This is a genomic window from Photobacterium galatheae, from assembly GCF_000695255.1.
GTDB classification, from domain to species: Bacteria; Pseudomonadota; Gammaproteobacteria; order Enterobacterales; family Vibrionaceae; genus Photobacterium; species Photobacterium galatheae.
Map to the genome: position 1 here is coordinate 1 of NZ_JMIB01000010.1, position 17,573 is coordinate 17,573.

The 17,573-nt window shown below is 47.4% G+C and carries 20 protein-coding genes and 1 pseudogene; 2 read left to right on the top strand and 19 right to left on the bottom strand.

Translation table 11 applies throughout. The features are described from left to right. Positions 1-218: pseudogene (locus tag EA58_RS21665) on the top strand (alpha-amylase family glycosyl hydrolase); the annotation flags it as partial. A 211-nt stretch (positions 219-429) separates the two neighbouring features. Here EA58_RS21665 and EA58_RS06540 read toward each other — a convergent pair. The 19 genes from EA58_RS06540 to flgB form a co-directional block, all read right to left on the bottom strand. Further along, positions 430-1,371, bottom strand: a complete 942-nt coding sequence (locus EA58_RS06540) for a hypothetical protein (RefSeq protein WP_036750563.1) — start codon at positions 1,369-1,371, stop codon at positions 430-432. A 573-nt stretch (positions 1,372-1,944) separates the two neighbouring features. Next, on the bottom strand, positions 1,945-2,634 hold the full coding sequence (locus EA58_RS06545; RefSeq protein ID WP_036750566.1) for a hypothetical protein: 690 nt from the start codon (positions 2,632-2,634) through the stop codon (positions 1,945-1,947). A gap of 463 nt (positions 2,635-3,097) precedes the next feature. Further along, a complete protein-coding gene (locus EA58_RS06550) occupies positions 3,098-3,670 on the bottom strand; it encodes a hypothetical protein (protein ID WP_036750569.1) in 573 nt (190 codons plus the stop codon). Positions 3,671-4,451: 781 nt separating this feature from the next. Further along, complete coding sequence (locus tag EA58_RS06555; protein ID WP_036750571.1) at positions 4,452-4,721, bottom strand: hypothetical protein; 270 nt, start codon at positions 4,719-4,721, stop codon at positions 4,452-4,454. Positions 4,722-4,791: 70 nt separating this feature from the next. Then, entirely contained in the window at positions 4,792-5,349 is a 558-nt protein-coding gene (locus tag EA58_RS06560; RefSeq protein ID WP_036750573.1) for a hypothetical protein, read from the bottom strand. Between the two features lie 99 nt (positions 5,350-5,448). Then, positions 5,449-6,003, bottom strand: coding sequence for a TFIIB-type zinc ribbon-containing protein (locus EA58_RS06565; protein ID WP_036750575.1), 555 nt, complete (start codon positions 6,001-6,003; stop codon positions 5,449-5,451). Positions 6,004-6,084: 81 nt separating this feature from the next. Further along, positions 6,085-6,438, bottom strand: coding sequence for a DUF805 domain-containing protein (locus EA58_RS06570; protein WP_036750578.1), 354 nt, complete (start codon positions 6,436-6,438; stop codon positions 6,085-6,087). A gap of 318 nt (positions 6,439-6,756) precedes the next feature. Further along, entirely contained in the window at positions 6,757-7,791 is a 1,035-nt protein-coding gene (locus EA58_RS06575; protein ID WP_036750580.1) for a hypothetical protein, read from the bottom strand. 15 nt (positions 7,792-7,806) lie between these two features. Then, on the bottom strand, positions 7,807-8,706 hold the full coding sequence (gene flgL / locus EA58_RS06580) for a flagellar hook-associated protein FlgL (RefSeq protein ID WP_036750584.1): 900 nt from the start codon (positions 8,704-8,706) through the stop codon (positions 7,807-7,809). 10 nt (positions 8,707-8,716) lie between these two features. After that, positions 8,717-10,090: a flagellar hook-associated protein FlgK gene (flgK, locus tag EA58_RS06585; protein WP_036750586.1), complete on the bottom strand. Its 1,374-nt coding sequence runs from the start codon at positions 10,088-10,090 to the stop codon at positions 8,717-8,719. After that, the gene (locus EA58_RS06590; protein WP_036750589.1) at positions 10,090-10,611 is read right to left on the bottom strand and encodes a rod-binding protein; all 522 of its coding nucleotides are present in this window, start codon (positions 10,609-10,611) and stop codon (positions 10,090-10,092) included. Before EA58_RS06590 ends, flgK begins: the two co-directional genes overlap by 1 nt. 22 nt (positions 10,612-10,633) lie before the next feature. Then, entirely contained in the window at positions 10,634-11,755 is a 1,122-nt protein-coding gene (locus tag EA58_RS06595) for a flagellar basal body P-ring protein FlgI (protein WP_036750783.1), read from the bottom strand. Then, a complete protein-coding gene (flgH, locus tag EA58_RS06600) occupies positions 11,755-12,417 on the bottom strand; it encodes a flagellar basal body L-ring protein FlgH (protein WP_036750592.1) in 663 nt (220 codons plus the stop codon). Before flgH ends, EA58_RS06595 begins: the two co-directional genes overlap by 1 nt. 23 nt (positions 12,418-12,440) lie before the next feature. Then, the gene (gene flgG / locus EA58_RS06605; RefSeq protein ID WP_036750594.1) at positions 12,441-13,226 is read right to left on the bottom strand and encodes a flagellar basal-body rod protein FlgG; all 786 of its coding nucleotides are present in this window, start codon (positions 13,224-13,226) and stop codon (positions 12,441-12,443) included. Positions 13,227-13,243: 17 nt separating this feature from the next. Beyond that, positions 13,244-13,975 carry a flagellar basal body rod protein FlgF gene (locus tag EA58_RS06610; protein ID WP_036750597.1) on the bottom strand — a complete coding sequence of 244 codons (732 nt, stop codon included), beginning with the start codon at positions 13,973-13,975 and terminating at the stop codon, positions 13,244-13,246. A gap of 10 nt (positions 13,976-13,985) precedes the next feature. Further along, positions 13,986-15,173, bottom strand: a complete 1,188-nt coding sequence (gene flgE, locus EA58_RS06615) for a flagellar hook protein FlgE (protein WP_036750600.1) — start codon at positions 15,171-15,173, stop codon at positions 13,986-13,988. Positions 15,174-15,199: 26 nt separating this feature from the next. Next, positions 15,200-15,874 carry a flagellar hook assembly protein FlgD gene (flgD, locus tag EA58_RS06620; RefSeq protein WP_036750602.1) on the bottom strand — a complete coding sequence of 225 codons (675 nt, stop codon included), beginning with the start codon at positions 15,872-15,874 and terminating at the stop codon, positions 15,200-15,202. Next, positions 15,871-16,308 carry a flagellar basal body rod protein FlgC gene (gene flgC / locus EA58_RS06625; RefSeq protein WP_036750605.1) on the bottom strand — a complete coding sequence of 146 codons (438 nt, stop codon included), beginning with the start codon at positions 16,306-16,308 and terminating at the stop codon, positions 15,871-15,873. Before flgC ends, flgD begins: the two co-directional genes overlap by 4 nt. A gap of 5 nt (positions 16,309-16,313) precedes the next feature. Then, complete coding sequence (flgB, locus tag EA58_RS06630) at positions 16,314-16,673, bottom strand: flagellar basal body rod protein FlgB (protein ID WP_036750607.1); 360 nt, start codon at positions 16,671-16,673, stop codon at positions 16,314-16,316. Between the two features lie 76 nt (positions 16,674-16,749). Here flgB and flgA point away from each other — a divergent pair, with 76 nt between their 5' ends. Beyond that, the gene (gene flgA / locus EA58_RS06635) at positions 16,750-17,562 is read left to right on the top strand and encodes a flagellar basal body P-ring formation chaperone FlgA (protein WP_051641930.1); all 813 of its coding nucleotides are present in this window, start codon (positions 16,750-16,752) and stop codon (positions 17,560-17,562) included. Positions 17,563-17,573 lie beyond the last annotated feature (11 nt).

The following is a 17,573-nucleotide window of genomic DNA, read 5'->3' on the forward strand; positions in this document are numbered from 1 at the left end:
TGGTTGACTGGACCGGACGACAAATCAAAACCGATAAACGCGGTCATATTGAATCATCGCAACTGCCAATCCTTGAACGACTCGGCTTAGATACCCATACATGGCTGAAAGTCTGTACACAGATAGAAAAAGGCACACTCATTGGCTCAGCCGCTGCGATTGAATCCGTTTTACCACAATTGAATCGACAACGGCGAGCAGGCTTGCAAATTCCGTAGCCCTCTCACCTCAGCCAGAATCCTCCAACACGTCATGCTTCATGCCGATGTTGTCGTTCGCCTGAAAGTCAGGTTCAAGGCATAAACTTTGATTTTTCAGTCAGCAAAGCATGTAAATCGGTATTCAAAATACTTTTCAAACAATGATTCATTGAGATCTGACTGATTCTAAAATCAGCTTTTCTTTGGGGTGACTGTCCCTGAAATCTCCTTAGCCTTCTTCGCAAAGGTGTATCCATAGTTTTAATTTTAGGGACTCTGTCATTGACCAAACGTTATTAACCAACCAAGAAAACAATATTGAATGGTCTAAACACCTAACACCAACTTTTGGCTCACCAGGATAGGCATTCGGATTTGTAGAAAACAACACAACTTTTGTTGTATCAGTTACAAACTTTTCATATTGTTTCGGTGGTAATGGATCTGGGTATTTCCCCGATTTTACTTGGACACTACAAACTTCAGAACGTTTGTTTACCATAGAAAACTCAAATGTAGGCTTACTTCTAAAACATGTTGATTTAACTAAACACCAACCTTGTGTTTGTAAATACATTGAAACCGTATCTTCTACTTCATCTGGTGTCATGATCGAAAAAAGTACATACATATCGATTTCATTAAGTTTGTTAGACAGAACTTTTGTGTCTATTTCTGGACACCAATCAGGGTCTACAGATAGCCGCTCAAAAATAATGTCATTGCAATTTCTTTCTCTAGAATTGACTTTTATACGTTGAATCATTCTCTGTGCAATTGTTCCTCGCTGAACAGCGCCAGAAACAAAGATCTCAGGAACTTTAACCCATAGTGCTTTCCTCGCATGACCAAGATCAAAGCGAGAAAACTGTTCATCAATTTCAGAGCCTATTACAATTTCTTCTTTAGCTCGGCACAGATAGTAATCTCCTTGCTGATGCAACCATACATGATCTCCGCACTTTACTTCTTCGAGTAATTTACGCACAGCATATGGCCACTTGCTAAATCTTTTAATAACCAGAGACTTTGCTTCCTCCAAAGTACTCGGTTGAAACTCTAAATAGGCAGCAGACCAACCAACTCCTAGTAAAGATTTTTCTTTGCACAAATTGAATGCATTAAAACCGGATTCACTATCGGGCTTTATAGATAATTTCCATGTACTCATAGAGATACTCCTAGATGGCTAACATTTTATTCAACGACATTATGTCATGTAACTCTGTCGTTAAACTCTTTATTCAAATTTACACTTAACCATCTGATATACAACAAGTAAAACCATGTAATTGTAGTTTTACATCAGTAAGATATACGACATGGTGTCGTGTATCCCGTTTAAAGGCACATTTCCATATAATTGTTTTATCTGAAATTTTATTCATTTTGGTGGTCGCTCCGAAAATCAGCGACAAGTGATTCATATCAGGAAAAACGGCGTTATACAGTCTTGCTTCCCCCCTTAAGCCAAGACAATGCAATCATGACTGACAGACCGCCGCCAATTGCGCAACACTCAATTTCTTTAAGGTGTCTGTCCCATTAAGGTGGGACAGACACCTTACGATGAAGCAAAATACATCAATACTGTGGTCGAGAAAAAGTCACCGATAATTGCTCACTTAGCAGCAAAACAATAAGGTTCAGAGATTGATATTAACTATTGACCGTCCACCTCAGGGCGTGTTGTTACTCTAGACATTTCAGAGCTGACTCTTTTACTACCAGTCGTTGTTCAGAATTAATCATACTCTACAGCTAGCATTACTTTTCTTAGCTCAGGTTGATAAAAAACCATCAAGCACCCGGCAAGATCTAAGTATGGGATGTCTCTGAAACTTCCCAGGAAGATATATTCATTTTCTTTTTCCTCGTCAAAATAAACTATCTCTCGCGTACTCATATATTCAAATTCTGGGTGATTGATATTAGTCGTAACCTCGTAATAATGATCTAGCTCCGGATTATCTCCCAGCTCATCATATAAAGCCGCCCCCCAGTTCTGACCAAATCGAGGCTGACCACCTATTACAAACAACGGTACTTTATTGCCTGACTCGATTATGAAATCATTTTCATCGAAAAACTCTAAAGCTTTTTTATAATTATCTAAATGAACATCCTGTTCTTCTAATTTAGCATCACTAAGAAATCCTTTATCTAATCGCCACTCATTGCATTTACTATTAAATGAATATGTAATTGCACCATAATCACCATCAGGGATCCCCTGAAGATTAGGTACAGCAATTAATACTTCGTCAGTGATAGTACTATCAAAAACACTGTAGGATAAAACGCCAATCGGAATTAACTCATTTCTATCAAAACTAACCAACTCATCACTTGGAAATGGGGTATATACTTTTTCCCTTTGAAAGATCTCTCTTTCATCCACTCTTACCTTTGATTCTTTAATTATAAAAGCCATATTTAGTTAAACTCTTCTTATTATCAATAAATTAACATTACGAATCATTGTTTAGGGTTTCTTTAGGGTAACTGTACCGGTATTTATCCCTCGTTCTTCTGAATATCAGGTCAGAGGTACAAAATCTGATTCTTCAGTCAAAAGTCATGTAAATCAATATACTAAACGAGCTTCGGATATTGATTTATTGAGATCTGTCGGGTCTTGCAATCAGCTTTTCTTTAAAGTGTCTGTCCCTGTAGTGGTCAAGTAAAATTGGCCACAGTTTTAGCAATTTCTTTAAGGTGTCTGTCCCATTAAGGTGGACCGAATGTAGAGCGGCAGTCCCAAACCTTGTATTATCTGACACTGTTGTTGACAACCGGGGGAGTCCATGTAGTTCTTTAGGGTGGCTGTCCCGGTATTCCTGAGCCGTTTGTTATGCCTGTCCTTCACTCGTTAAGGTGCCCCTCAGGGCGTGTTGTTAGCTCTTCAAAGCTATAAGTTGTAGAAAAAAACTCAAAAACAGTATTAAAAGCCCCAAAAACCGAGGCGACTGGTCTTGACCAATAACCGAATTCTCAAGACTAACTATTGGCCATAGAATGAGCCTTAATACAGCCCCCAAGATACCAAATACAATAAAAAAAATATAAAAGAATGGCAACATCAACAACGTTGAGCTAGTAATTAGAATTCTGGCTAATATTTGGCTAAAACTTAGGGCACCATAACCGGTTAAAGCCAATAAAAAAGGAATACCAATAACCCATGCGTAACTATTTAAAATAGATTCTAATTCTGGCAATGTGACCCACATAACCCCGAAGGCTACGAATAGGCTAAAAAAACCGATAACTCTAATACGGTTAAGGTTTTCTCTATCCTCATCTGTTGGTTCATAGTTACGCCGAAATAAAAAACTTGGGAAGATATTCTGATTTGTAAAGTTTCGGAAGCTATTGCTCAAGTTAATCAAAATACTTGGACTTGCCACATCAAGTGCTAACATTCCCGTACCTAACATACCAAGAAGTAGCGCTACTTCATTAATCATCGTAATCCTCTTATTTAGTTCAAAGTTACCGAGAGACCTAACATTTTATTCAACGACATTATGTCATGTAACTCTATCGTTAAATTCTTTATTCAAATTTATACTTAACCATCTGATATACAACAAGTAAAACCATGTAATTGTAGTTTTACATCAGTAAGATATACGACATGATGTCGTATAACCCGTTTGAAGGTACACTTCTATGTCACTGTTTTATTTTGAATTTCATCCATCTTAGTTGTCATATCAAAAATCAGCGACAAGTGATTCGAATCGGAGAAAAACGACGTGTTACAGTTCAGCTAGACAATACAATCATGGACAAAGCAATCATGACTGACAGACCGCCGCCTGGATATGTTCGGTGCCAACACTATCAACAGCGATCAGTGTCTGATATGCCCACACAAACACGCTACCGCCCCTGACAATGAAGTCACGTCCCTGAAAATGCATCTTTTTTTGGCCGACATCATAAGCAGATACACGATGCATTTCACGAAATGATGCGTTTCGTGTTGCATATCTGTGGGTAAGCGCAACGTTGCATGAAAGCATGGACAAAAAGTGTGCTCGGGAGGCCCATTCGTAATGGCTGCCGCATCTGAAATGAACTACATTGAATGCCTTTGAAATCAAAGATAAAGGACACCGGATGAGATCTGCTTTCTCGCGCTCACCACGGTGTCCTTTGTATGCTTTTATTTTCTCAGCGCTTCTGGTTTTCTCTGGGCGACTGATACTCAGCGCTGTCACTGCTAAACCTCAGAAGTCAGTCTTATTCTTCCTCAACAAACTCAACGTTGCCTTGAATGACACCTTTCAGGATTAAAATGCCCCGAATGACAGCAAACGCCGTGATCAAAGACATTCCCCCGCTACATATGGCCAGGGCAAACATGAGTATGCGATCATTTAAAAAGTCACTCGCAATACCTTCTAAAATATGCTTATAGGAAATACCACCTAAAATAATGCTGAATAAAAATGGATTCCGCAGGCTGTGTTTAAACTTTTCTCGGGTGACTTTTTTGACTTCATCTGACATTGTACTTTCCTAATCAATGACTCATTGGGGATCAATATTACTTTAATTTAAAGTAAGTTTACGCTATTTCCTATTTGGTATCGCCTGATTCAGAAAGACTGATAATTTCAGACTTTGATTGGGTTTCTTTATTTTTTGAAAGTCGTCTCATTATGTGTAAGCCGATGCTTGAAAAAATAACAAAAAATAGAGTTGATAACCCAAGAAGCCGAACATAAGCAAGCACTGATTGAAATTTGAAATATCCAATAATTCCTATATGTGGAAGATAATAATAATTCCTAGCAAAGTTAAAAACCAAATAGATTAAAAATGAAATCACAATTGAGAAAAACACAATTACATACTGAGAATATGAGATATTCTGACGCTGAAGAACAAAACACATGATTGGTACAACGGTTAATGCGTATATCACTCCGTCGAATATATCACAGATACTCATGAGAAAGAATGAAGCTTCAGCCTCTGGCAGATTCGCATAAATCCAATCGTATATTGATAAGTTTACAACAAGGAAAACGGTAATTTTCACCGCATATTTCAACTGATGTCCATATTCACACAACATAAAAAACAACAAGGAAAACACGACGCCGATAAAAAAGGCTTTCGCTGACTGATTCATTGATTCTCTCTTAAACTCATGAAAATGTATTTAAAATAATCTCCGTGAAAACGAAAAAGTGGGTAAAATCACCCCACTTTTATCTCAACACTGAGAAAATCATTTCTCTGCAGAATACGGATCTTCGGCCAGGAGATAGGCTCTCAAATCGGCTTTCTGTGGATGCTGTTGCAGCCATTCCCGAATCGCTTTCACTTTGGCGTAGTTTTCTTCTCCGAATTTATCCCGGTAGATATCGCTAAAGTTTTGCTTGGTGCTTTGTTCGCGAATCTGATGCTGCCATTGTTTTGTCACAACCGCGTTCAAAGTACCCGCCAATCCTTCACTTTTCAGCAACTCCCATTCGCCACGATCGAACCAGAGACCGCCAACCGCAGCACTGTAATCGACGCGGTGGTCGTTTTGAGCAGAGATCCGAAATTTATTCATAATGGTGCCGGTCACCGGACACAATAATGCCTTTTTGGTTTCAGCAGCGTCTTGCTCGAAACGAATATCATCGGAGAACTGATAGTCAGGATTTCTGTCTTTCCAGGCCACGAAATCTTCAATCAATATCCAGTTCCCTTCGCAAGCAGAACAGGTATGGGCTCTGAACTGCCCTTCAATAAAACTTGGATTCAAAGTGCCTTGGTTACAACTCGTACAATTCATTCCATTTCCTTCATGATGTGATCAAAATAAAACTGCTGACAGCGAATAACGTCGCAGCAGTTTCATTTCATGACGGCCTAATCAGGCAGTGATGCCTTTGGGATTCGGGCCGTATTCATTTTTACCCGGTGTACTGTCGACGACCATAAAGTAAAGACCAGCAATGGCACCAATAACAGGGATTAATGCGATCAAGATCCACCAGCCACTGCGACTACTGTCATGTAAACGACGAACAGTCACAGCTAAAGATGGCAGGAAAACAAGTAGGGAATAAATGAGGAAGAATGCCTGGCCTGTGCCGACTGCACCATCAATCGTCATCAGAACAATTTGAATCACCAGATTTGTCAGCCAGAAGAGCCAATATTCTTCACGTCGCGCTCTGCCTGAAAAATTTGCATAATTTTTAATTACATTCATATAGCTTTTCATGCCAACTCGCCTTTTCTTTTTCTGTGTTATTACAATTGTGAGTAATGAACGGATTTCTAAATCACACGGCTCTGTGCAATCAAACACCGTACACCTTGTGTTATAGGCGACGGAGCACAAGCTTTATTAACAATTTCTTACGCAAAAGACGCATTCATCAGCCTTTCCAAAAAATAAAATCTGATAACGTCATATTCAGTCGAACGCGCATGACATGCGTTCAAAAGCGTATCTACAACGGATAAAAAAACGGCCTGCGATGCAGACCGTTTTCAACCGGAAGATTTATTTCCGTATGCTCTAATTTCAGTAGCGCGTCTATTTCAGTAGCGCGACGACGGTATGACGATGGACATTCGCCTGAGCGGTCACGACCTGATAAGTCGCTGCAAACGAACGGTTGTTCCGGATCGTTTGCAGTTTCTCATCAATGTGATCCGTAGATTGCGTCGCCATGGCTTTGCCAACTTTGCTATCGACGTCTGCCTGGAAATTTCTGAGCTGATCCAGCCCTTTCTGTACCTGTTGCAACCCCTGATTAACCTGACGCATGGTGTGACGGATTTGCTCCCCGTCAGCCAGCTTCAGTGTCATCGTTTCAATGCCCTGCGGCTCTGGTTGCAGTTTAATTCGGTTGGCTTGCCCGGCCGGATAACGATGTCCCTGCCCGCTGATCGTCACATGATTGCCCATCGCCTGAAAATCTGAATGACGGGCAGAGAAAATCACCTCACCTTTCTCGGTTGCAGCGGCACGTAAACCCAGCGGGATCACAGCTTTGTCGATCATCTGCGACAACTGTCGATCCGTTTTCATGGCATCCATGGTCAGCAACGCCGTTCCCCGATCAGGAACACTGAGTTGCAGCTGTTCACTTTGCTGACGCTGACGAACCAGGTTCAGTCCGTTCACCGTAAAGCTTTGTGTCGGCTCACCTTTCGGCTGAAATTCCAATTGAGTATTCAGGACACGTTCGCCATCAAAGCGACTGTGATTGAGCGTCTGATTCACATTATTGTGATGACGCTGGAGCTGATCGATACGTCCCTGCGTCACCGCCGTTGAACTGCCCAGCATCTGCGTCAGGATTTTTTTCATCCCTTGCAGGTCACGACCGACTGTCACCAGACTCTGATAGGCAATTTGCCCGCGCGTAAGCTGTTGCTGGCCCTGAGAGAAAAGTTCGCTGGCTATCGCGTAACCATTTTGGACCACAGCCGGACGCGCCGCAGGCTGCTGTTCCTGAATCGCGGAAACAGTGCCACCGGCCGGAGCCGGTGGTGCAATCGTTGCTTTGTCATTTTTCAGCAAAGATACCGACTGTTGCCGGATCTCTGCAGTAGAGTTCACCATCGTGTTCTCTCTTCCTTATAAGCGATCGAATAATGACAGATCGTTAATTTTGGTAAAACTGGCCTGAGTTGCCTGCAACGCGGACATATAGTTGCTCAGACGCACCGAGGCTTCTGCGTAATCCAGGTTTTTCAGATCACCTTCTACCTTGTCGACAAACAATTTGTTATCTGCATGACCTTCAGACATCAGGTCCAGGTTGTTATGACGCCCACCCATATCGGTCAGCGCACCCAGCACATTGCCATAGGTGTCATCTATCGCAGCCACTGTCGCATCCACCTCCGTGCGGAAGTTTGCAGTCGGCGCTTTGAACTCAGCAATCAGATCGTCAATCTTCTGGAAAACCGTCGCGCCGCCACCTAAATCCAGCAGTTCCTGTGCAGTGACGTTCGATTCCATGGTCACACCTTTGGCAACGGTGACCAGACGCTTGTCTGCGTTACCGTTTAACGTATAACCCGCACCCGTATCCGTTAGGGACTGCGTGTTGGTCAGGGTGCCTGAAAACAGGTAAATGCCTTCTTCATCCTGCGCGTTAAACGTGGAGAGCATGCCATCTTTCAGGCTTTCCATCTCAGAGATAATGCCCTGACGGTCTGCGGTTGTCATGGTGCCGTTTGCACCCCATAGCACAAGATCACGTAAACTCCTCAAACTTTCGCTGGCGGTGTTTAAATACGCTTCCTGGCTTGACAGCGTGGTCTTCACATTGGCGATGTTGTCCTGATACTGAACCAGCGCACTGCCTTCACGGTTCAGGTTCAGCATTTTGATGGAATCGATCGGGTCGTCCGACAGTTTGGTCAGGCGATCACCGGTCGACATTTGTTGCATCACTTGGCCCAGCCCGACATTATTTTTGCTCAGGCTGGCGAGCATCATCTGGCTGAATTGAGTATCACTGATACGCATGGGTCATTCCTTAAAACATTGCAAGCACGGTATCGAACAGGTTATTTGCAGTGCTGATCACCTTCATGTTCGCCTGATAGGCATTGGCGAAGACCATCAGATTCGCAGCCTCTTCGTCACTGTTCACTGAACTCAGGTTTTCTTTCACAGCAATGGCCTGTGAATTCAGGTTATCCGCGGCTTTAGCGTCTGAAGACACCTGACGGGCTTTAATCGCGGTATCACCCACCATGGAGGTAAAAGCGTCGCTGATTGAAATATTGCCGTAACCTGTCACCGCAAAAGTCTGATTGCTCAGGCCGATCAGCGAGGTCAGTACATCACTGTTACCCGGTGTGCCATCGGAAGACAGTGCCAGCTCCTCAGGTTGCAGGTTGGTAATTTTCAGACTTGAAGACGGGCTGGTCGGATCGTAGGCAAACAACGGCTGACCTGCGTTACCATTCAGATCCTGGCCGGTGGCCAGCGTGTTGTTGAAAGCATCAGCAAACGCAACCGCCATATCATCCAGCGATTTGCGGAACGGCAGCAGTGTATCCACCTGATAATCGGTAATCGCACCCAGTTCGCCGCCAATGTCCCCATTGATAGGGAAGCGCTGACCAACGAAATCAATTTCCATATCTGCCAGATACGGATCGGCTGGATCAGGCACGGCTTTCAATTGTGACGCCTGATCACCAATGACCAGCGGCTGACCAGATGCCAGTGTCACCTGCATGCTGCCATCCGGCTGCATATTGGTTTTAATCGACATCAATTCAGACAACTGGCCAATCAGTGCATCCCGCTCATCCAGCAGGTGAGACGGGTTCCCACTGGTTGCGCTCATCTCAACAATCCGCTTATTCACATCTGCAACATTCACCAGCAGGCTGTTACTCAACTCTACAGCCGCAGTCCGCTGATCGCTCAAATCTTTATGTTGCGAATAATAAGACTCAGACAGCGTGTTAAAACGACGCGTCAGCGCATCGGCTTCACTGATAATCTGTTGACGCAACGGTGCCGACTCCGGCTTGACCGACGCATCATTGAGCGCTGCATACAGGTTATCCAGGCCCATTGAGATATTGAAGCTGTCAGCACCCATCACGCTTTCCAGCTGTGACATGTTGCTGAGATAACGGGAAGAATAAGATGCCTGACTCTGAGTCGCCCAGGTCTGTTTCACGACAAATGCGTCAGAAACACGGCGAATACTGGTGACTTCCACACCACCGCCCGCTGAATTTGCCAATGGCGAACCCGGGCCGATCGCGGCATACATCGCCTGCTGACGGCTGTATCCCGGTGTGTTCACATTGGCAACGTTCTGCGCGGTAACGTCAAGACCAGCACGGTTTGCATTCAAACCGGTTAACGCAATATTGATAATACTCATTAAGATCCGCGCTCCATTTTCTTCGCATCAATCTTAGAAATTAGCGGCTGTTGAAATGCCATGCTGCTGATCGCAGAAGCGGATTTGTCAGCCTTTACCTGCTCTTGATTTAGGGCGACCTGGCTCTGGTTGGCGTTAAACTGTCCCGCTGGCATCAACGAAGCATTGTTCGCCGCAATTTGATCCCGGTTCAGTTTTGGTGCCATTGCCTCGTTCGGTCCCAGCTGTTTCACCAGCATGTCCGCAATGCCGGCACTCTGCCGCTTTGCCATTTCCATCGCCATCTGGCCGTCATAGAAGTCACGGAATACACCCTGCTCCTTACTGGAGAAAGGACTGTCTTCCGCTGCCAGCACATCACTGCTGCTCCGCATCTGGCGTAACACCATCTGCAGGAACATCGCCTCAAACTGCCCTGCAACTTCCTGCAGCGCCTGCTTCTTATCCGCCTGATATTTCAGGTTATTCACAGCACTGTTGTCGTGATAAAGCATGGCATTTGCCTGACCATCAATTTTCATCGTCTCTCCTACCCCCGTCAGGTTAAATGACCACCAGCTCAGCATTCAGCGCGCCGGCTTCATGCAATGCCTGCAGAATAGACATCAGATCATCCGGTGTTGCCCCCAGGCTGTTCACTGCATCGACAATCGTGCTCAGCTCAGTGCCTTCCGGCCAGATATACATGGGTGCTTCGTCCTGATTGATATCCACCAGAGAGTTATTCACCACTTTGGTTTCACCGTCGGCGAACGCATTCGGCTGACTGACCGCCTGCATTTCACGAATGGTCACCGTCAGACTGCCGTGGCTCACAGCCGCAGCACTGACCGTGACATTTTTGCCGACCACCACAGTACCGGTTCGGGAATTGAAAACGACACGTGCCGGACGGCGACCTTCCTGAACAACCAACTCTTCCAGCATCGACATAAAGGTCACACGCTGCTGGGTATCCATTGGCGCCTGTACTTCGATTTTGGCTTGATTAATGGCGGTTGCGACACCCGGACCAAACGTGCCATTCACAGCACGAGCAATATTCTTGGCCGTGGTAAAGCTTGGGGTACGAAGATTCAGGGTAATCGTCGGTTTCTGGTTGAAATCGGTCGGAATCTCACGCTCCAGCGTCGCACCATTCGGAATCCGGCCTGTCGTTGGGGTATTAATGGTGACTTTTGAACCACTCAGGCCCTCAGCACTCGCACCACCAACGATCACATTGCCCTGCGCCACGGCATAAACTTCACCGTCAACACCACGCAGTGGCGTCAGCAGTAGCGTACCGCCACGCAGACTTTTCGCATCACCCAGCGATGACACCACGATATTCAGTTCCTGCCCTTTACCGGCCATCGGATCAACAAATGCCGTCACACTGACGGAAGCAACGTTTTTCAGTTTCGGGTCTGTCCCTTCACTGATCTGAACACCAAACTGGCGCAGCATGTTCGTCACCGACTGGCTGGTGAACTTCACCTGGTTCCGGTCACCCGTTCCGTCAAGACCCACCACCAGGCCGTAACCGACCAGTTGGTTGCCGCGGATGCCCTGCACATCGACCAGATCCATAATCGGCATGGCCGGCGATGCTTTGGCAGATACAGAGTGTGCACCCCACAGCGCCACTGCCACGAAAAAAATAATGGTTTTAAAGGATTTCATCAGAACGGCATCCATGGACTGTTGAAGAATTGAGTGAGCCAGCCTGACGCGTTGCTGTCAGCCAGTGCGCCGCTACCGGAATAGGTAATGCGTGCATCACCAATCCGCTGTGAGGACACTTGGTTATTCCTGCTAATATCATCCACGCGGACAATCCCGGTCAGACGAATAAACTCGTCACCCTGATTCAGACGCAGCCATTTTTCCCCGCGGATCCGGAGCACACCGTTTGGCAGCACTTCATTCACCGTCACGGTGATCGCCCCCTTGAGCTTATTGCCCTGTGAGCTTTGTGCAGAGCCATCAAAACCCCGGCTTGCATCAACGCTTGCAGCAAGGTTCGTCGCGGTAAAGTTACCGATCACAGGCGCTGTGATGCCCACTTCTGAATCTTTTGAATATTTGGTGTCTGCTTTCTTGCTCGATTGTGTCTCTTCATCCAGCATGATCGTCAGAATGTCACCCACCCGGTAAGCACGACGGTCCTGAAACAACGTCATCATATAGTTGTTCCGGTACAGGCTGCCGTCGGTCGCTTGCGGCAGAGAGTAATCCAGTACCGGTGGCGCGAAAGCTTCATCATCTGGTTTCGGTGTTGTGAATTCAGGGCGCAATGTGCACCCTGTCAGTAACACCATGAGAAATGGAGTCAGCCACTTCATAGGATTTCCTTTCGGTGTAAGCATTAGACGGACTGTGCGACGAACTTCAGCATGTCATCAGCAGCAGAAACGACTTTGGCGTTCATTTCATAAGCACGTTGTGTCGTGATCATGTCGACCATTTCTTCTACAACCTGCACGTTCGAACCTTCCAGAGCGCCCTGCTTAATCGAACCGGCACCATCCAGACCCGGTACCAGCTCATCCGGCTGACCGCTGGCTTCAGTCTGGCGATACAGGTTACCGCCCAGTGCTTCCAGACCTGCCGGGTTCGCAAATTGTGCCAGGGTGATCTGACCCAGTTCCTGAGGCGTTGCATCACCGGCAACCTGTGCTGAAACCGTACCATCCACAGCAATGCTGATTCGGGTTGCCGTGTTCGGGATTTCAATCTGTGGTACCAGAGGCAGACCTTGCGTGTTCACAACCAGACCTTCTGAGTTCACGTGGAACTGACCATTCCGGCTGTACATCACTTCACCGTCAGAGTTTTCAATCTGGAAGAAACCGCCTCCCAGAATCGCCATATCCAGCTCTTGGTTGGTATTCGATGTATTGCCCTGCGTGAACACTTTTTGTGTACCGACAACACGAACACCGCTACCCAGCTGAACACCGGTCGGCAGTTCATTCACCTGATCAACCGGAGCACCCGGCTGACGCTGAATGGTGTAGAACAAATCTTCAAACACCACACGATCGCGTTTAAAGCCGACGGTATTCACGTTTGCCAGGTTGTTCGAAATGGCGGTCATCTTGGTGTCTTGTGCCGCCATACCTGTTTTACTGACCCATAATGCAGAGTGCATGCAAGTTCTCCCTATTCTTAGCCGTTGCGCAGCAGGCGGTTACCAGCCTGAGCGAGTTTTTCTGCGGTTTTCATCATCCGCACCTGCATTTCAAAATTCCGAGTCAGTGACATCACACTGACCAGCTCATCAATGGCGGAAACGTTACTGCCTTCCAGATGTTCCGGTGCCAGACGCACCGTGGCATCTGCGGCGAAGTTGTTGCCATCGCGCGCCTGCAGCAAGCCGTTATTGATTTTTTGTACCGTCGTGATTTCCGGTTTCACCAGCTTAATCTGGCCCACCTGCAGTTCTGCACCGCCACCGGGTGGGATCACAGACACCATGCCCGTTTCACTGACTTCAATACTCTGGTACTCAGGTATGACAATCGGGTTGCCTTCCGCCATCACCGGAAAACCGTTGATGGTCAGGTTACCTTCCTGATCCAGTTTCATGTTACCGGCACGGGTATAGGCCTCGCCGCCATCCGGCATCTGCACCGTCAGGAAGCCATCGCCATTCACAGCGATATCCAGCTTACGGCCGGTTTTCACCATATCGCCTGCATCAAAACGCGTGGAAGCCGAGTTGGTCACGACCATGGTGCTGCCGTCAAAACCACGCCCCTGAATGGCATAGCTTTTTGCTCTTTCCATGTCGGCACGGAAACCCGTCGTGTCAGCGTTCGACAAGTTGTTCGAGCGCACTTGTTGTGCGCTCAGAACCCGGCTGGCTCCACTGGTTGCTGTGTATAACAAACTATCCATGACCTAACCCTTAAATCGCGTTGAACAGCGCCTGAGTCAGCTGCTCAGTGGTCGAGATCGTTTTGGCATTTGCCTGATAGTTACGCTGAGCCGTCATCAGATTCACCAGCTCACTGGTCAGATCCACGTTCGAACCTTCCAGTGCGCCAGGGCTCAGGCTACCCAGAATACCGCTGCCCGGCTGACCCGTGATTGGTGCACCAGAAGCGAAGCTTTGCTGCCAGCCGGTGTTGCTCACTTTCACCAGCGCCTGCGGGTTTGCGAAATCAGCCAGCATCACCTGCCCTTGCAGCAGCGACTGACCATTGGTGTAAGTCGCGTAAACCATGCCGTTGTCTTCAACGCGAACACCGGTCAGCTCACCAGAAGAATAACCATTCGGGTTGTTGGTGCTGGTTCCAAAATCGGCGCCAAACTGCGTCGTGCCCTGCAGGTCAATATCAACACTCATTGGGTCAGCGCCCGCCGGGTTAAAGGCAATGTTGAATGGCGCTGCCGGCGTTGCCAGCGTACCGTCGGTATTGAAGGTTGCTGCCTGTGCCGCACCCGGTGCCGCACCGTCAACAGACACGTGAATATCCCAGGCATTCGCACCGGTCTTCACGAAATACTGTGTCATGGTGTGCGGGTTACCCAGGGAGTCATAGACTTTGGTGGTGTAAGACGAGTTGTAGGTGTCATGGTCTGCCATGTTGAACGGCGCAACTGCAGGAACACTGACGCGGGAATCAAAGTTCGCAACAAAATCGATACGATCTGTTGCCTGTGCCGCCAGGGAAGCCGTCTTGATTTGCAGGTCACCGGTCGCACCGGATTGCAGATTGTTGTTGGCATCCACCGTGTAACCCTGCAGCTTCATACCGGTATTGCTGGTGATGAAGTTGTCTTTGTCGGTATTGAAAACACCGGAACGGGTGTAAACCACCTGACCCGAGGTATCTTTAGTCACAAAGAAACCGTTACCGCCAATGGCCAGATCCAGTGAACGACCAGTGCCAGACACAGTACCGTTCTTATCAAAGTTCTGGGAAATAGAAGCAACTTCTACACCACCGGCCTGCAGACCGTTGTAGACCGAAGCAAACTCGGTACGGGACTGCTTAAAACCCGTGGTCGATACGTTCGCAATGTTGTTACTGATGGTATTCAGTTGTGTGTTGGTGGCACCCAGGCCACTCAGCGCGATATCAAAACTCATGTTATCCTCGTTATCCTGTATGAAAATCAGCTGCCGAACTGGCTAATCTGGTAGAAAGGAATACTGCCGACACCGGCAACGTTCACCAGGGCTGAGCCCCCGTTACTTGGGACGCGAACCTGTTCAACTTTACCGGCCAGCAGCATGTTTGGCTGAGACTGGCCCTTTTGCACTTCCACAGAAACCGTGTACTCGCCTTTCGGCAAGCCCAGCTTTTCTGCATCAATGGTAAAATCCACATCGCCGGCCCCATGCGCACCCAGCGGTACTTTGGTTTTTCGGCCGTAGGCATCTTCCAGCAGCAGGTTGACCTGACTTGACGCATGTTCCAGCTCGATTTTTCCGCTCTGAACACCATCTTCAGACAATGTCATCTCGTTGGTCGCGACATAAACGGTCTGACCAACCAGACCAGCTGTTGCCAGCACTTGCATGTTGTCCATCAGAACCATGCTGTTTTGCATCATCTTGGACATGTTCTCGGTACTCTGTACCTGTGAGAACTGAGCCAGCTGGCCAACGTATTCCGTACCGTCCAGCGGGTTCAGTGGGTCCTGATTCTGGATCTGCGCCACCATCAGTGTCAGGAATTCATTCTGCAGTGCATCCGCACTGTTCGCGTTTGCCTGAACGCCACCCGTTGAACCGGCTGTCGTACTTGGTGAATCACCATTCAGCGCTGTGTATTGAGCAAGACTCATCGGCTACCTTCCCCCAGACGCAGCAGACCCTGCTGCATACTTTTCACATTCGCCAGCACTTCAACATTGGTCTCGTAGCTGCGGGTCGCTGACATCATGTCAGCCATTTCTGCAACCACATCAATGCCCGGATAGAAGACGTAGCCTTCGTCATTTGCCAGCGGGTTATTTGGTTCAAAACGCTTGTCGACTTTGCCTTCATTTTTCACAACATCCACAATGCGGACTTCCGCATTCGGATACACATCTTTGTCGGCAGACAACTGTGTCTGGCCGTAAACCGTGGCAAACACAGGTTTCAGAGCCTTGTAAGCATCATTCGGGTTGCTGGCGACTGCATCGGCGTTCGCCAGGTTACTGGCCACCGTGTTCAGACGGACGGTTTGTGCCGTCATGGCAGAACCAGCGATTGAGTAGATGTCTGTAAAAGCCATAGTGATTAACGACCCTCAATTGCTTTAGCCAGCCCGCTGAACTTCATATTCATGAAAGTCAGGCTGGTTTGAAAATCCATGTTGTTCTGGGCAAACTTGGCTTGCTCAACACCCAGTTCAACGGTGTTACCGGTTTTACTGTTCTGGTATGGCACCCGGTATTTCGCACTCACGTCCATTTCAGGTGGTGGTGTATCCACCCGTGAGCTTGTGTTTTTCATCACGGTTTCAAACGCCAGGTCTCTCGCGAGATACCCAGGGGTATCGACATTTGCTAAGTTGCTTGCCAATACTTTGCTGCGCTGTACCCTGAAGTGAAGCGCATCAGGATGAACACCCAGCGCATTTTCAAAACTGATCGCCATTGTTGTTCCTTAAATTCGGTCACACTTACGCAGTCATTCACGCAGTACCTATAAACAAGAAACATGCCAAAATTTTATGCCTTATTTTTCAGATAGTTACAAAGAGGAAGGGAAGCGGAACTTCCGCTTTTCAGCACGCAAGCGGAAATCGGGAAATGGCATCATCCATCGGAAAATGATGCTCTTGGTCACCAGTCTGTTGCTCACGCCTGTGTCGCAAGCCGCCAGGACAGACAATCAGGATCAATCCGAACTGACCCGCTGGGTGAAGACCACCATTGAGCAAGAAATCGCCGATTATGCCCAACGCCAGCGCTGGCCAGACTATGAAGCCAACATTGAGATCAATGTGCCGTCGGCCGTGACACATCTCCCGGCCTGCCCAACTTCGTTCTATATCAGTGCCGCCGATCAGCAAAGCCTGCCTGTGGGTTATTTACGCCGTCAGGTCGAATGTCAGACCGGCGATCAGCCATGGAAGCTGAACATCACGGTACAGGTCAGCTTGCGCCTGCCGGTCATCGTTGCCACCACTCCGATTCGCCGGGATACCAAACTGACCGCGACGATGGTCAAAACGCAAACACTCACACTCAGCCGTGCAGAAGCGTTTGCGACCCGTCCGGAACAGGTACTCGGCCAGCGAACGCTTCGTCGGGTCAGAAGCGGCCAAATCATCAGCCCACTTCAATTACAGCCCTTATGGATGGTTGAAGAAGGCGAAAGTGTCATGATTATTGCAAGTAAAAATGGCATGGCTGCAAGCATGCAGGGGGAAGCGCTGCAAAATGGTGTTAAAGGTGAGCAGATTTCTGTCCGCAATATCAGTTCTGGCAAGGTCATTCAGGCCATCGTTGTCGAACGCGGAAAAGTTGAAACTATTTTTTAATTTCCGGCGGA

What these genes read in the sequence shown, in the direction of transcription:
- EA58_RS06540 (WP_036750563.1), bottom strand. Translation starts at nt 1,371, where the DNA reads ATGAGTACATGGAAATTATCTATAAAGCCCGATAGTGAATCCGGTTTT.
- EA58_RS06545 (WP_036750566.1), bottom strand. Translation starts at nt 2,634, where the DNA reads ATGGCTTTTATAATTAAAGAATCAAAGGTAAGAGTGGATGAAAGAGAG.
- EA58_RS06550 (WP_036750569.1), bottom strand. Translation starts at nt 3,670, where the DNA reads ATGATTAATGAAGTAGCGCTACTTCTTGGTATGTTAGGTACGGGAATG.
- EA58_RS06555 (WP_036750571.1), bottom strand. Translation starts at nt 4,721, where the DNA reads ATGTCAGATGAAGTCAAAAAAGTCACCCGAGAAAAGTTTAAACACAGC.
- EA58_RS06560 (WP_036750573.1), bottom strand. Translation starts at nt 5,349, where the DNA reads ATGAATCAGTCAGCGAAAGCCTTTTTTATCGGCGTCGTGTTTTCCTTG.
- EA58_RS06565 (WP_036750575.1), bottom strand. Translation starts at nt 6,003, where the DNA reads ATGAATTGTACGAGTTGTAACCAAGGCACTTTGAATCCAAGTTTTATT.
- EA58_RS06570 (WP_036750578.1), bottom strand. Translation starts at nt 6,438, where the DNA reads ATGAAAAGCTATATGAATGTAATTAAAAATTATGCAAATTTTTCAGGC.
- EA58_RS06575 (WP_036750580.1), bottom strand. Translation starts at nt 7,791, where the DNA reads ATGGTGAACTCTACTGCAGAGATCCGGCAACAGTCGGTATCTTTGCTG.
- flgL (WP_036750584.1), bottom strand. Translation starts at nt 8,706, where the DNA reads ATGCGTATCAGTGATACTCAATTCAGCCAGATGATGCTCGCCAGCCTG.
- flgK (WP_036750586.1), bottom strand. Translation starts at nt 10,090, where the DNA reads ATGAGTATTATCAATATTGCGTTAACCGGTTTGAATGCAAACCGTGCT.
- EA58_RS06590 (WP_036750589.1), bottom strand. Translation starts at nt 10,611, where the DNA reads ATGAAAATTGATGGTCAGGCAAATGCCATGCTTTATCACGACAACAGT.
- EA58_RS06595 (WP_036750783.1), bottom strand. Translation starts at nt 11,755, where the DNA reads ATGAAATCCTTTAAAACCATTATTTTTTTCGTGGCAGTGGCGCTGTGG.
- flgH (WP_036750592.1), bottom strand. Translation starts at nt 12,417, where the DNA reads ATGAAGTGGCTGACTCCATTTCTCATGGTGTTACTGACAGGGTGCACA.
- flgG (WP_036750594.1), bottom strand. Translation starts at nt 13,226, where the DNA reads ATGCACTCTGCATTATGGGTCAGTAAAACAGGTATGGCGGCACAAGAC.
- EA58_RS06610 (WP_036750597.1), bottom strand. Translation starts at nt 13,975, where the DNA reads ATGGATAGTTTGTTATACACAGCAACCAGTGGAGCCAGCCGGGTTCTG.
- flgE (WP_036750600.1), bottom strand. Translation starts at nt 15,173, where the DNA reads ATGAGTTTTGATATCGCGCTGAGTGGCCTGGGTGCCACCAACACACAA.
- flgD (WP_036750602.1), bottom strand. Translation starts at nt 15,874, where the DNA reads ATGAGTCTTGCTCAATACACAGCGCTGAATGGTGATTCACCAAGTACG.
- flgC (WP_036750605.1), bottom strand. Translation starts at nt 16,308, where the DNA reads ATGGCTTTTACAGACATCTACTCAATCGCTGGTTCTGCCATGACGGCA.
- flgB (WP_036750607.1), bottom strand. Translation starts at nt 16,673, where the DNA reads ATGGCGATCAGTTTTGAAAATGCGCTGGGTGTTCATCCTGATGCGCTT.
- flgA (WP_051641930.1), top strand. Translation starts at nt 16,750, where the DNA reads ATGCCTTATTTTTCAGATAGTTACAAAGAGGAAGGGAAGCGGAACTTC.